The sequence below is a fragment of the Pseudomonas sp. WSY_20 genome, from assembly GCF_043104335.1.
In the GTDB taxonomy this organism is placed as follows: Bacteria; Pseudomonadota; Gammaproteobacteria; order Pseudomonadales; family Pseudomonadaceae; genus Aquipseudomonas; species Aquipseudomonas parafulva_B.
In genome coordinates, this window is the sequence record NZ_JBICKP010000009.1 from 131,225 (window position 1) to 144,807 (window position 13,583).

A 13,583-nucleotide genomic window follows, 5' to 3' on the forward strand; every position below is an offset into this window, starting at 1 on the left:
TAACAATTGACCGACGAACGGTCAGTAGGGTACCGAACCGTGGAGGCTCTCGATGGCCTCTACCAACTCGTCGTAGCCGACAGGCTTGTTCAGATGACGATCAAAGCCAGACTGCTTCGACCGATGCTGATCAGCGCTTGCCCCATAGCCGGTAAGGGCAATGGCCGGGGTATGCTGCAGGTGCTTGATGTCTCGCAAAGCCTTTATCAGGGCATGGCCATCCATGACTGGCATGCCGATGTCCGACAGAATGACGTCATAGTCCGTTTGCCGTGCTGCTTCGAGCGCCTGGCGGGGGTCAGCGAACGCGCTCACCTGCGCACACTCCATTTCCAGGAGCTGTTGCATGACGTCGAGCACCTCGGGTGAGTCATCCACCAGCAGTACATGCAAGCCATCGAGCCGGCCCATGCGTTCAGTTTGCTGGCAGGCCAGTCGCTCGCCTTTACCGCTTTTGGACAAGGGCAGGGTGACGGTGAACGTACAGCCCTGACCAAGACCGGCGGAGTACGCGCATACGCTTCCGCCGTGGGCCTCCACCAACTGACGGACCAGCGATAGCCCAATGCCCAGGCCCTCTCGCGCCGCATGCCCGAGCGGCGAAGCCGCCTGGCTGAACAGGTCGAAAATGTGTTCCAGGCTATCTGCCTCAAGGCCAATGCCTTGGTCGATCACGCTGAGCGAAACCTGCGTGTCGTCATGGCTCAGGGACAACCGGATAGTGCCGCCGGGTGGGCTGAACTTCAGGGCGTTGTTGAGCAGGTTCCAGATCACTTGCTCCAGGCGTGTGCTATCCCCGTCGATGAACAGTGGCAAGCCGTCTGCAGGCAGTTCCAGCACAACCGCCGAGTCAGGCTGCTCGCTGATGACCACCGCGTGGATACCCTCGATGATGGCAACCACGTCCACCGCTTCGGTCTTGAGCTTGAGCTTGCCGGTACGGATACGGGCCACGTCCAGCAGGTCATCGATGATGCGCGCCTGGCTGGTCACGGCTTCGCGAATGATGCCCACCGCCTTGCTCGCAGCGGCGACGTGGGCGATCGAGGGCAGACGACGCAGGATCTCGGCGTTGAGCTGGATCAGGTTGAGGGGGTGTTTGAGTTCGTGGGACATGATGGCGAAGAACTCATCCTTCATGTGGCTGCTGCTTTGCGACTCGGCCAGTTGCTTGCTCTGCTCATCGTGCAGGCGCTTGTGCCCGGTCAGGTCCCGAGCAATCTTGACGAAGCCACGCAATGAGTTGCCCTTCAAGCGCGAGATTTCACCACTGGCATAGAAGCGGCTCCCGTCCTTGCGCAGGTGCCAGCGCTCATCCTGGCTACGGCCGTTGGCGCGCGCTGTCTGTAATTCCTGCTCGGGGATGCCGTGCTGGCGGTCGTCCTGGGTGAAGATGAGCTGGTAATGCCGGCCCACGACATCGGCCTTTTCATGACCGAAGATCAATGCAGCACCTGTATTCCAGTCAGTGATCAGGCCCTGCTCATCCAACAGGATGATGGCGAAGTCGTGGGTACTTTCAGCGACCACTCGCATGCGCTCTTCGCCAAGTCGCACCCGCTCCTCGGCCGCGCGACTCTTGCTGATGTCAATGAAGGTGAGCACGGCCCCGTCGATCTTCTGTTCGCTTGAACGGTAGGGCAGCAACCGGGCCAGGTACCAGTGGTAGGCCTGGCCCCCGATTTCCCGCTCGATGATGTGCTCGCCATTGACCACGGCGCGCGCATCATCGGCCAAGGCGGGGTAGTCCAGGCGATGAGTGATGTCCAGCAGGGAACGCCCTGTATCCACCGGCAGCATGTTGAACAGGTCGGTCGCACGTGGGGTGAACCAGCGAATGTGCAGGTTGCGGTCGACGAACACGGCGGCGATGTCGGTGCTGGCGATCAAGTTGCGCAGGTAGTCATTGACCTTGTCGGTCTCCTCAACCTTGCTCTTGAGCTCGTAATTGACGGTCAACAGTTCTTCGTTGATCGACTGCAGCTCTTCCTTGCTGGTTTCCAGTTCTTCGCTGGCCGAGCGAAGCTCTTCGTTGATTGTCTGCATCTCTTCGTTGGAGGCCGTGAGTTCTTCGCTGGATAGCTCCGACTGCTCAATGGTCTCCTGCAATTGCACGCGCATGCGCTGCAACTCTCGCTCCAGGTTGTTCAGCACCATGCTGTCGGTCTGGCGAATAGCATCGACTAACGGCAATGACAGATCGGGCGCACGCTCTTCGAACACCACCAGCAGGTATTCGCCGGCCGTTTGCTCATCCTTATGCGGTTGCACGGTAATTTCGATCTGGCAGCGCTGACCCTCCTCGCCCATGTCCACAGGGCGAGAGGTGACCGCATGGGTGCCCTGGCGCGCCTGGAACAAGGTGCTGCGAAGCGCCAGTCGCAAGCTGGGCAATACCAGGTTGAGCACGTTGCGGCTCAATTCACCGCTGCCCAATTGCATGTAGCGCCCGACACCTTCGCTCAGATGAAGGAGGGTACCCTCACCGTCGATGATCAGACTCGGCGGGGTTCGGCGGGCCAGTGCACGATGGTGCACCTCAGCGTAAGAGGGCTTGCGCTGGGCTCTGCTTTTGGCGGTGGCCGGTTGCTTCAGAGCGCCCAGATCAGTCCCTTGCAACTGACGCCCCGGACGCGTGTCGGCATGGGCGACCTCGCGTGCCCGGTAGATGCGATTACGCTTGTCCACCACCGCGAACAGATCGCCAGCCAGTTCAGCCGATTCGGAAGAGCCCAGAAACAGGTAGCCACCCGGGCGCAGGGCGAAATGGAACATGCGCAGGATATCCCGCTGGGTTTCACGGTCCAGGTAGATCAGCAGATTGCGACAGACGATCAAGCCCAATTGCGAGAAAGGCGGATCGGACAGCAGGTTATGCCGTGCGAACAGCACTTTCTCTCGTATTTCCTTACGCACGCGATAGTGCTGGTCTTCTTTGGCGAAAAACTGGCGCAGACGCGAGGGTGGCACATCGGTGATGATGGACTCTGGATAAAGGCCGGTGCGGGCATGGCCAATGGCACGCTCGTCGAGGTCTGTGGCAAACACCTGCACCTTGTTGGCGCGCTGGTCCAAGGCCAACTGCTCGCACGTCAGCATGGCTAGGCTGTAAGACTCCTCTCCCGTCGAACAGCCCGCGGACCAGATGCGAATTTCGGCTGAGTTATCGCCTTGGTCCGGCTCATTTGCCAGCTGGGGCATGACGATACGCTCAAGCGCCTCGAACGCCTCGCGGTCGCGGAAAAAATTAGTAACCCCGATCAGCATGTCCGCCAGCAACGCTGCCGACTCTTCCTCATGGGTCTCAAGGTAGTGCAGGTAGGCTCGAAGATCGGCCTGTCCCGTGACATGCAGACGTCGCTCGATACGCCGCAGCACAGTGGCGCGCTTGTAATGGTGGAAATCATGACCAGTGGCGCTGCGCAATTGCAGCAAGATGTCTTCCAGCACAGGTTTGCACGCCTGAGGGTCGCCGGCTCGGGTACCCAGCGCCGGCGGTAGGCTATCGTCTTCGATACGTGGCAGATTGACCTGTCGCGCGTTGTGCCACAGCTCCATCAGCTTTTGGGCAAGCTCTGCCGCCGGGAGCACCACGTCGACCAGACCCGTCTCGATGGCCGCCCGAGGCATGCTGTCAAACTGAGCATCATCCGGGCTCTGTACCAGGGTGAGGCCGCCTTGTTCCTTGACACGTGCCAGGCCTACGGCGCCGTCCGCGCCCGTACCGGAAAGGACCACGCAAAAGGCATGATCCTTATGCACGTCGGCCAGGTCGCGGAAGAACAGGTCGATGGCCACATGGTCACCGCGCCGCCTGTTGGCCGGCGCTACCCGCAGGTAACCATCATTGGTCGATAGCCGATTGGCAGGAGAGATGACGTACACATGGTTGCGTTCGATCGGCACCGGTTCCGTTACCTGGCTCACCGGCATGCTGGTTGTCTCCTGAATGATCCGATCAGCGACACTCTGATGGTCTGGAGACAGGTGCAGCACGATGACGAACGCCATGCCTGAGTCGGCGGGCATCTGCCTGAACAGGGTACAGATGGCTTCGATGCCCCCCGCTGAGGCACCAATACCCACCACAGGGAAATTGAGATGGCTAGGGTTCAGGTTAGAGGGATGCGGCGCGGCGGGCTGGTTAACGGTCGACTTCATGGCGATGCCCTGTACAGACCTGACAGACAGCCCATCGACACGTCGCGGGGCATGAGGAGCGCCATTATAGGCAACGCGCTCGAATATTCGCGAGTGCCTTGATGCGACGCTAATGACTGGCCCGCAAGTGTTCGGCCAGATAATCTTTTCGCGCCACCGGTCTGCAACCCATGCCATGGGACTGAGTAGCCTGTTATCGCGCGGGTTCCGATGAAGGGCACGGCTTGATGTCTTGCACATTTCCAGAACCGCAAGGAGAAACGAAATGGCTCGTGATCAGAAATCGACCGGTCAACGTGGCGGCACCAAGGAAACCAATCCAGGCAACTTCGCCAACGACCGCGAAAAGGCTTCCCGTGCTGGGCAGAAAGGGGGCCAAGTTTCAGGTGGGAACTTCGCCAATGACCGTGAGCGCGCCTCGCAGGCTGGACGCAAGGGCGGTCAGAACAGCCACGGCGGCGGGCGCCATGTAACGAGCGAAGCACGCGGCTGACCTTGTCGTAGGTGCCCGCCGAGGCCGTGCTGGGCACCCGTCGGGGGGCAACGACGCATATCCGATTGAATCTTTCGCGCCGCGCTGCACTCCATCGCAGGGTCATCCACGCAAAAGAGGAGGGTGCAGCGATGCCTAGTCCCCAGTTGTACATCATCGATTACCGGCTCCATGGCGAGCCACGCACCTTCATCATTCGTCTGGAACGTCTGGATAATGCCGAGGCCTGGCACTGGGCGAGCTGTGATGCCGGCATCGGCATCATCCCAAAATTCGGGCGCGAGAAGATCCGCAAGGTCAGCCGGCCTATGGCTGAGCGCTACGGCGTCACGGATGTGACTTGGCGCCTATCAGGCAGTAAGCCCGGACAGTCTCTGGAAGACCCTGCCACCACCGCCTGATTGCGCAACCTCTTCCATTACCTGATTACACACCCGCCTCAGGGTCGCTGGCAGGTACGCCTGGACGATTTTGATCGTCATCGGTCAGGCCCGGGTCAGTGTCGGGGTCGTCGACTTTGTCATTGCGCTGCTCTTGTTCAAGCTCGGGCCAGTCGTCCTGGACATTGCCGCCACCCATCATAAGTTTCTGGATCACTGCATGCGCCTCCGTTGGTTTGGAAAAAAGGCCCGCCCCGAAGGCGGGCCAACACAGGAGTGAGAGGAACAGCCATTGCCAGACCCCTCAGTTTTTCAGAGCGCCACTGCAGGGGTAGAAGTCCCTCTGCGCAGGCGCGGGTCTGACCAACGGTGCTATCCGGCCGAGTACTTGACGGCAGCCGCGGTCCGCGAGCTGACGTTGAGTGCCTTGAGCAGTGACGAGACGTGGATGCGCACCGTGAAGGGCGAGATGTCCAGGGCTTTGGCTATCTCCTTGTTGGTCTTGCCCTGTGCGATCAAACGCAACACATCTTGTTGGCGTTGAGTCAGGTGCTCGGTACCCGCGTCGGCATTGGCGATCGGCAGCAGGCCGGAAGGCAGGTAACGCACCATCACTTCCCCTGCTCGAACGGCAAGGATAGCGGCGCCCATTTGCTCGGCGCTCAGGCTTTTGCCGATGAAACCATCCACGCCGCAGGCCATGACCTGGTCGATGATGACCGGATCGTCCACCATCGAAACGACGATCAAGGTCGTACGCGACAGTTGGCGTTTCAGCTGGGCAAGGCGGCTGACGGAATCCAGGCCCGGAAAACGCAGGTCTAGGATCAGGGTATCGAGAGCCTCGCCAACGCTGGCAATCTGCAATACCTCATCCAGGCTACCGGCCTCGGCCACGCAGGCGCTTGGCAGCACACGGCAGACGGTACGTACCATGGCTTCCCTGAACAGCGGATGGTCGTCCGCCACGATTATTCGACTGGTCACACTTGGCAACTCCCTTTGGCCGCAGGTCGATCAGGCCATGTTAACGTAGCAGCCCTGGCAAGTGCGTGCTGCCCCGTGATGGGAGCAAAGGCGCCTGATGATAAGGATTTCGGCCATGGTCATGGATAAAAATAACGAGCTCGATCAAGCGAACTTGCGTCTGATTGTTGGCAGTTGCGCGTTCGCCTATGTGGCGATGCTGGTATTTCTGCTGGACCGCTCTGCCGCGCTCTACGTGCCGGTGGTTGTCTACATCTTTGTCTTTCTCTTGGTATCGGTGCTTCTGCGCCAGGCCATCGCACGCTGGCCCGGGCATTATCCGTGGCGCAGGGTGCTGGGCATGGTGCACGACTACACAGGCACCTGTTTCGGCTTGGGGGTTGGCGGTGAAGCGGCGCTGCCGCTGTATGCCGTGATGGTGTGGGTCAACCTGGGCAACGGCATGCGTTTCGGCTCCCGGTACCTGGCCATTGCGACCGGGCTGGCGCTGGTCGCGCTGGTAGTGGTGTACCGGCTGACGCCTTACTGGCAGGCCAACCCTTTTCTGGTGCTGATGTTGCTGACCACCAGTACCGTGATACCCGTCTATGCGCACTTGCTGCTCGAACGTACGCGCCGAGCTTCGGAGCAGGCGGCTGCAGCTAATCGCGAGAAGTCCCGCTTTCTGGCCCAGGCGAGCCACGACCTGCGCCAACCCATTCACTCCATCAGTCTGTTCACGGCGTGTTTGCGCGAGGCGCGGTTGGGCGAGGAGGAACGCAGGCTGGTGGACAGCATTGACCGATCGTTGCTGAACGTGTCCCAGCTGTTTCGGTCGATTCTGGACCTGTACACCCTGGATAACGGGCGCGTGCAGCCGCGCTACGAAACCTTTGCTCTGGGCGATTTTCTCGAAGCCCTTGCACGTGAGCATGCCGAGGCCGCTCGCTGGGCGGGGGTGGAGATACGCGTGCGGCCTTGTCCCTACTGGACGCGTGCAGACCGCGGCATATTGACGACCATGGTCCAGAACGTGCTGTCCAATAGCCTTAAATACGCATCGGGACGGCCACTGTTGATAGGTGTACGGCGCTGCCGGGATGGGCTTGCCATCATGATCTGTGACCAGGGACGAGGCATCGAACCTGCACACCAGACGCTGGTGTTCGAAGAGTTCTACCGGGTCAGGCAAGTGCGCGACAAGGACGTCGAAGGCGTCGGGTTGGGCCTGTCGATCGTTCGTCGGCTTGCGCGGCTGATGAACGTGCAGGTGCACCTGCGATCTCGACCCGGTCACGGCACCACCGTGATCCTGAAGGGGTTGCCGCAAATAACGCCTCAACCTACACGGGCAGCGCCTGAGCAAGAACTGGCTGCTGCAGGTTTGCTCAACGGCCTGCGGGTTTGCCTGATTGAGGACGACCAAAACGTGCTCAGGGCAACATCGGCCCTGTTGCAGCGCTGGGGATGCGAGGTAGATGGCCATAGTTCAGCTGCCGCTTCGAATGAGGGCTGCGACGTCATCGTTGCCGATTATGACCTTGGCCAGGACGCCACCGGAGTCGATTGCATCGAGCGGCTGCGCAGCGAGCGGGGCTGGGCTGTACCAGGCTTGATCATGACGGGGCATGATCCGGACCGAATACAGGTCGCAGTACAGGGTCGCGGTATCGCAGTGCTGTCCAAGCCCGTGCGCCCTGCCGAATTGCGGGCCATGTTGCGCACGCTCTGTGATAACGCCACCTCGCCCCGTTATTGAAAGCGGCCATAGCGCCGGTCAAAAGCGTCCGGTCTGGCCTTCTTTCACGCAGCTGGGGGTGGGTTGATAGATGCCCATGCCGGCCGCAGCGACCAGCGCACCACTGGGCATCTGGCATTCGAATCGCCCTTTGCCAGTTGTGGCGGTGTAGTACGTGATGGTGCTGTCGCTGCGCACATCTTCCACTTTGGAGACCTTGGTATTGAGTACGAACTCGGTACGCTTCTTCAGCGTGTCATCGGAAGGCTTGACGGTTTGGCAGCCGGCCACGGCGAACAGCGCACCGGCAATGCCGATTAGCTTGAAAGGACTCATGGGAGGTTTCCTTGGCGATGAAAGCCCTGGAATATAGCGTGCGTTGAAGGGAGGAGCGATTAGGACGGATGTGCTAAATGGCACCTGGCTACTAGAGCCTTGATCAATTTATACGAGATATAGAGTCAACAACTATTGATCTTATACTAGTTAGTGTTGATTATAGTCGCTTCTATGAGTCTGGTTTCTCATTTTAGAGGCAACCGACGTAAGTCTTAAGTCTCGTAAAATTGACGATGGTGAGCATTATGCAAGACTTCTTTCCCGTGGCTTGTGCCGACATGCTCGCGCGTGTAGGCATGCTGGTGAAGGCACAGCGTTTGGCGCTAGGTATTCGGCAGGCGGACATCAAGGCCGCTATTGGCATATCGCCGCACCTGTTGCGCAAGGTCGAACAGGGCTCGCCTCACGTAGACCTGCGCTCCTTCATGCTGGTGCTATGGCGGCTTGGCATCAACGATACGGTCTTCCGAACGCTCGAGGACGTTGAGCACAGCGCCCAGATGGCCCGTTTCGTTCAGCTGGAGGATGACCCTGAGCAACTTTCAGCCCGACGCGTGCGCCTTCCCAAACCCAAGCCTGAGGCGTTCTGATGCAACGTGCCTACATCTACATGGAGCATCCCGAGAGCGGCCAAGTAGTCACCCTCGGCCGCCTGAGCCTGAAGGGCAGACTGGGCGAATTCGTCTACGCACCCGAATACGTGGCGCAGGACGGATGGGTACCAGACCCGATCCACTACCCGCTGCGTGCCTGCGCTTCGCGATCACTATGCCACCTTCCTCGCGGGTGCGGACCTGGACAGCGCATGCGCAGCGGCGAGCAGTGATCGGATGCTCAGTTGATTTCGCAGCGGGGTCTTTGCGGCAATCAGACCATAAGGGCCAACAGCGCGGCGGCCAAGGCTGGCGGCATGATCAGCAGACCCAGGCGCAGGAATTGCCAGGCGCTGACAGACTCGCCTTCACGTCGAATCGCCACCAGCCAGAGCAGGGTTGCAAGGGACCCGGTGATGGACAGGTTCGGACCCAGGTCGACGCCGATCAGCAAAGCGGCGGTAGTTTGCCGAGGCAGGTGGGCGATATCAACCATTGAGCCGGCAATCAGCCCAGTCGGTAGGTTGTTCATCAAGTTGCTTGCCACGGCCACACCGACCCCAGCGGTCCAGCTCGCAGCGGCCTGAGACCGCTGTTCCAGCGTCATGAGCATGTGCGCCAAGTGTTCGATCACGCCTGTCTGGGCCACAGCTTCGACCAATACGAACAAGCCCGCAACCAATGGCAGTACACTCCAGGCCACGTGTCGCATAACGGGCATCGGGCTGCGCCGTTGGCGCAAATGAATCAGCGCGGTGGTCGCGACACCAGCGCTGAAGGTAGGCAGGCCCAAGGGTATGTCCAGTGCCGAAGCACCCAATAACACGCAAGCAGTCAGCGCAATACCCCATGCACACAGACGGGCACCGGCTGAAAGAGGCTGTGTTTGCACAGTCAGGGCAAGCGGTTGGCAGACCTGGCGGCGTTGGGTAATGCGCAACATGAGATAGGTCGCCATGATTGCTGCCAACGAAGGCAAAGTGAACTGCCTGAGCCAGTCCCACAAGGGCGGCATCTGGCTGCCGAAAACCACTAGGTTGGCAGGATTGGAAATGGGCAGGACAAAGCTTGCGGCATTGGCGATGAACGCACAGATGAACAGATAGGGCAGGGGCTCAGCCTTGGCGGCCTTGCAGGCTGCATACACTGCCGGGGTAAGAACCACGGCAGTGGCATCGTTCGAGAGAAAGACGGTCACCAGAGTGCCGACCAGGAAAACCAGATTGAACAGGCGCTGGCCAGACCCCCGGGCATGTCCTACGGCGTAACGGGCTACCCAAGCGAAAAGGCCTTCCTGACGGGCCACTTCGGCCAGAACCATCATGCCGATCAGAAACAGGTAGACGTCGCCGCCCTTGGCCACGGCGGCCAAAGCGTTCATCGGCGGGATCAGCCCAAACAGAACAAGTACGATGGCGCCACCCAGCGCCCAGATAAATTCCGGCACCTTGAAGGGTCGGAGTATGACGCCGGCGGTGGCCAAGGCCGAGACGATCCAGATGATCAATGAGGTTTGGCTCAGGTGCATGAAGGGTTCAGTTTCCGGCGGCTGACGGTATTGAGGAGGAGGGCGCATCGCCCTGGCGCGGGTGGGTTTCGGGCAGGGCTACCAACACAAGCACGAAGGCGCAGGCTGCTATACCGGCCAGCGTCATGAACGCGGCATTATAGCCCGCCGCTTGGACGACGAACCCAGCCAGACCAGGGCTTAGCGCCGCACCAAGACCGAACACGGCGGTAAGCGCCCCAAGGCTGACGTTGAACCGCCCGGTGCCCTCGGTGAGGTCCTTGACGATGATCGGGAACAACGCCCCGAAAATGCCGGCGCCAATGCCGTCGAGTAATTGCACGCCTACAAGCCAGAAGGGATTGTCCGACAAGGTGTAGAGGGCGCCGCGCAGTGGGAGTATCAGGAACCCCACGAGCATGAACGGCTTGCGCCCCCATTGTTCGGCACGCGCCCCGACCAACAGCGCCATGGGTACCATGACCAGCTGGGCTGCCACGATGCAGGCCGAGGTCAGCGGCGTGGCCAGGCGCAGGTCGACCTGGGAGAGCTTCTGGCTTACCAATGGCAGCATGGCCGCATTGGCCAAGTGAAACAAAGCGCAGCAGATCGCGAAGAGCAGCAAGGTGCGGTTATGCAAAAGCAGCGCAAAGCCAGCCGGATTGTCTTGATCGTTCGGGCCATGGGCCAGGCCGCGAGCCACGTGGTGGTCGATGGCGGCGCCCGGCACGCATGCTACTGCGATGACGCTGGCCACGGTCAAGGCAGCCATCAAATAGAACACCACTACTGGGCCATAAAGGTAGGCGAGCCCACCGGCTAGTAGTGCAGAGAATGCATTGCCAGCATGGTTGAAGGTTTCATTGCGCCCTACGCGTCGCGTAAACGCCTTCGGTCCGGTCAGCCCCAGTGAGATGGCAGCGATCGCCGGCGCGAACACGGAGCCGGCCAGTGCGCTTACAGTCTGGGTTATAGCGACCCAGGTAAATGACGTGATAAAAGGCAACAGCACACAGCTCCCGGTTACCAGTACTGCCGCTATGACCACCACGGCACGCTTGGCAGGCGTACGGTCAATCAGGGCGCCGGCGGGCGTCTGGGCGAGCAGGGCAGTAACACCGGCAATCGTCATGACCAGCCCTATGCTTGCGGGCTGCCATTGATGAACGGCAAGTAGGTAGATGGCGAGGTACGGTCCAAGTCCGTCACGTACATCGGCGAGGAAGAAGTTCAACCAGTCAAGCGAGCGATACGGGGCGGATTGCCTAGGGTTTTCCAAGGACGTGCTCTCGAGAGGGCCACGCAGCCATCTCGCTGGCGTGGGCCGGGGGATGGACGGCAGGCGAGTACTGATGCTGGGGTGTCATTGGCAAAGACTGTGCTCTGCGATAATAGGTTCCAGAGGCGGATTTGAGTTGTCTGGGGTGAAGGCCAAGAATCAGTGAGGGATGAAATAACAGGCCTGGTCATCAGGGCATCATCAGATGAGAACTTGGCAAGGTAGGGCTGGATATACAACGATACGGAGTAATAAATTATAACTAAACTAAATGAATATTTAGTGTAGTTATCACCTGTAGTTATATTAGTTTAGGGCAGGAGGCGCCCTAACCATACGGTTAGTCCTCCAGATTCTGGATCTTCAACAACGTGATCGACGACCTCGAACCCGTTGATGCGCAACTGATCGGCGTATTCCTTGGCATTTAGACTCGCGTGATACAGCGTTTCGCCTTCGAATGTACCCAAGGCCTCACCGTAAGAAGGCCCACTCGTGAACATGAGCAACGCCCCTGGAGCCGCGTGACGACGGAAAACCGGGAACATCCCGCGCTGATCAGAGGGTTTGAGATGGAAGAAGCTGTTCCAAGCAATGATCGCGTCAAATTGGCGTCCCAATGCAAGCGCGCGCATGTCTGCGTGAATCCATTGCTGTTCAGGAAACTGTGCACTGCAAAGGGTCAGCATCTGGTTGGAGGAATCTACACCCACAATGCGAGCGCCGATTCCGACCAGATATCGCGCCACAGGTTGGCCAGAGCCGCAGCCCAGATCTAAAACAGTTGCTGACGGCCTCAACAAGGCCCCGAAACGCTCAATCCATTTGCGATCGGTGAAGTGATTGGCACGTTTTTGGTGCCAGGTGAATGCATGGCGATCGTAGAGGTCGATGATGTGGTCAGCTGATAGATGGTGGGACATGGGAAGAGAGTTTCCGTGAGCGGTCTACAGAAGGACGCTGTATGCGGTTCGTGGGTTCGAATGTACCCCAGGGTGGTATCGAACTGGAAATACCTAGATGCGCATAATGTGTATTATGTTAAATAATAGGTAAGCTTGTTGGACTGAGCGTGTCACCATGTGACCGTCACTTAATGAATGGAATGGCGCGCTCTCAGGCAACCAGCTGATTTCGATGGTTTTTTCGTTCGCCCTCATAACCTGTACCACTTGAAAACGTAATTATTGAGTGGAAATCACTCTTCGGCCCGCCTGCATCTACAGATTTTCCACCCATTAATGGCGAAACGAACCATGTTCGCGCCCTATCTTGTCCACTTATTAATTGATAGCTTTCCGGCGCTGTCGCGCTGGAGGCGCTGTATCACGGGGGTTCAAATGACAGAGGCAGCAAAAAAATCATCCAAATTTTTTTCCGCTCATTACTGGTAATGAATGGAATTTACCGATTACATCCGCTTGAGCAAACGCTTTCTTGACGCGCCGAAGATGTCAACTTAACGTAAAGATCAGTCCCAGTTATGCGGAACGCCCGAATGCATCCTCGCCCAATATTTAATGATCGTATGTCCGTAGAGATTCCTCTGCAGGATTTTCTGGAGCACTACGCGCCTGTTTCGGATTTCCTTCAAAGTCTGCTCGCCCCTGATAGATATTTTACTGACTTTACTTTGGTTCGCAGCTTCTTAGCTAAATATACGGATGAGCAAAGCACGTTCTTATCTTACAGGCAGTCTGCTGAGCGTCTTTTGCTCTGGAGCTGGCTAGTAGCAAATAAGTCAATTCTTGATCTGTCGGCCCTGGAGATCAATGACTTCATTGCTTTCAATAAGATGCCGCCTGACAACTGGCAAACAGCGTGCCCCCGAAAACGCTTCGTGAATGGGGAGGACGGAATTTCATTCAACGAAAATTGGCGACCCTTCAACAATGCGCGATCACTCTCGATGTCAAACAGCTCTATAGTACAGCTACTCCGAATATGCAGCTCTCTTTATAATTACCTGCTGGCTACCGGGAACGCTTTCGTCAACCCGGTTGCAGTCCTAAATTCAGTGCACTCAAAGCGCGAGAAACCCTTTCGTGCACCCAGACCAACATTAGCTTTTGATTTGTGGCAGTTTGCAAGTCAGCTTGCAGTTGAGTTAGCTGATGAAGATCAGAG

11 protein-coding genes and 1 pseudogene are annotated in these 13,583 nt (G+C 58.6%); 5 read left to right on the plus strand and 7 right to left on the minus strand.

The genetic code is table 11. The annotated features are described in order from the left end of the window. Positions 1–21: 21 nt before the first annotated feature. Positions 22–4,161 (minus strand): CheR family methyltransferase, encoded by a 4,140-nt coding sequence (locus ACF8E5_RS01555; RefSeq protein ID WP_392474807.1) that lies wholly within the window; start codon positions 4,159–4,161, stop codon positions 22–24. 319 nt (positions 4,162–4,480) lie between these two features. Here ACF8E5_RS01555 and ACF8E5_RS01560 point away from each other — a divergent pair. Continuing rightward, positions 4,481–4,654 (plus strand): annotated as a pseudogene (locus ACF8E5_RS01560) (general stress protein); the annotation flags it as partial. 131 nt (positions 4,655–4,785) lie between these two features. After that, positions 4,786–5,055, plus strand: a complete 270-nt coding sequence (locus ACF8E5_RS01565; protein ID WP_027915584.1) for a DUF6555 family protein — start codon at positions 4,786–4,788, stop codon at positions 5,053–5,055. Between the two features lie 25 nt (positions 5,056–5,080). Here the strand turns inward: ACF8E5_RS01565 and ACF8E5_RS01570 are convergent, their stop codons facing one another. Further along, positions 5,081–5,251 (minus strand): hypothetical protein, encoded by a 171-nt coding sequence (locus tag ACF8E5_RS01570; RefSeq protein ID WP_392474828.1) that lies wholly within the window; start codon positions 5,249–5,251, stop codon positions 5,081–5,083. 155 nt (positions 5,252–5,406) lie between these two features. Beyond that, positions 5,407–6,021, minus strand: coding sequence for a LuxR C-terminal-related transcriptional regulator (locus tag ACF8E5_RS01575; RefSeq protein ID WP_392474809.1), 615 nt, complete (start codon positions 6,019–6,021; stop codon positions 5,407–5,409). A gap of 115 nt (positions 6,022–6,136) precedes the next feature. Here ACF8E5_RS01575 and ACF8E5_RS01580 point away from each other — a divergent pair, with 115 nt between their 5' ends. Next, the gene (locus ACF8E5_RS01580) at positions 6,137–7,759 is read left to right on the plus strand and encodes a hybrid sensor histidine kinase/response regulator (protein WP_392474810.1); all 1,623 of its coding nucleotides are present in this window, start codon (positions 6,137–6,139) and stop codon (positions 7,757–7,759) included. 18 nt (positions 7,760–7,777) lie between these two features. On the opposite strand, the gene ACF8E5_RS01585 is transcribed toward ACF8E5_RS01580, so the two are convergent. Next, the gene (locus ACF8E5_RS01585; protein ID WP_058604601.1) at positions 7,778–8,074 is read right to left on the minus strand and encodes a hypothetical protein; all 297 of its coding nucleotides are present in this window, start codon (positions 8,072–8,074) and stop codon (positions 7,778–7,780) included. Positions 8,075–8,322: 248 nt separating this feature from the next. Between ACF8E5_RS01585 and ACF8E5_RS01590 the strand changes: the two genes are divergently transcribed. After that, positions 8,323–8,667 (plus strand): transcriptional regulator, encoded by a 345-nt coding sequence (locus tag ACF8E5_RS01590; RefSeq protein ID WP_078478616.1) that lies wholly within the window; start codon positions 8,323–8,325, stop codon positions 8,665–8,667. Next, positions 8,667–8,903, plus strand: a complete 237-nt coding sequence (locus tag ACF8E5_RS01595) for a hypothetical protein (RefSeq protein ID WP_230384416.1) — start codon at positions 8,667–8,669, stop codon at positions 8,901–8,903. Before ACF8E5_RS01590 ends, ACF8E5_RS01595 begins: the two co-directional genes overlap by 1 nt. Before the next feature lie 41 nt (positions 8,904–8,944). On the opposite strand, the gene ACF8E5_RS01600 is transcribed toward ACF8E5_RS01595, so the two are convergent. The 3 genes from ACF8E5_RS01600 to ACF8E5_RS01610 all read right to left on the minus strand — a co-directional run bounded on the left by ACF8E5_RS01600 (position 8,945) and on the right by ACF8E5_RS01610 (position 12,379). After that, positions 8,945–10,198, minus strand: a complete 1,254-nt coding sequence (locus tag ACF8E5_RS01600) for an arsenic transporter (RefSeq protein WP_197844478.1) — start codon at positions 10,196–10,198, stop codon at positions 8,945–8,947. 7 nt (positions 10,199–10,205) lie between these two features. After that, complete coding sequence (locus ACF8E5_RS01605; RefSeq protein WP_392474811.1) at positions 10,206–11,456, minus strand: MFS transporter; 1,251 nt, start codon at positions 11,454–11,456, stop codon at positions 10,206–10,208. 311 nt (positions 11,457–11,767) lie between these two features. Further along, positions 11,768–12,379, minus strand: a complete 612-nt coding sequence (locus ACF8E5_RS01610; RefSeq protein ID WP_058639291.1) for a trans-aconitate 2-methyltransferase — start codon at positions 12,377–12,379, stop codon at positions 11,768–11,770. Between the last annotated feature and the right edge of the window lie 1,204 nt (positions 12,380–13,583).

Coding starts and splice junctions, on each gene's coding strand:
- ACF8E5_RS01555 (WP_392474807.1), bottom strand. CDS start 4,161: ATGAAGTCGACCGTTAACCAGCCCGCCGCGCCGCATCCCTCTAACCTG.
- ACF8E5_RS01565 (WP_027915584.1), top strand. CDS start 4,786: ATGCCTAGTCCCCAGTTGTACATCATCGATTACCGGCTCCATGGCGAG.
- ACF8E5_RS01580 (WP_392474810.1), top strand. CDS start 6,137: ATGGTCATGGATAAAAATAACGAGCTCGATCAAGCGAACTTGCGTCTG.
- ACF8E5_RS01585 (WP_058604601.1), bottom strand. CDS start 8,074: ATGAGTCCTTTCAAGCTAATCGGCATTGCCGGTGCGCTGTTCGCCGTG.
- ACF8E5_RS01590 (WP_078478616.1), top strand. CDS start 8,323: ATGCAAGACTTCTTTCCCGTGGCTTGTGCCGACATGCTCGCGCGTGTA.
- ACF8E5_RS01595 (WP_230384416.1), top strand. CDS start 8,667: ATGCAACGTGCCTACATCTACATGGAGCATCCCGAGAGCGGCCAAGTA.
- ACF8E5_RS01600 (WP_197844478.1), bottom strand. CDS start 10,198: ATGCACCTGAGCCAAACCTCATTGATCATCTGGATCGTCTCGGCCTTG.
- ACF8E5_RS01610 (WP_058639291.1), bottom strand. CDS start 12,379: ATGTCCCACCATCTATCAGCTGACCACATCATCGACCTCTACGATCGC.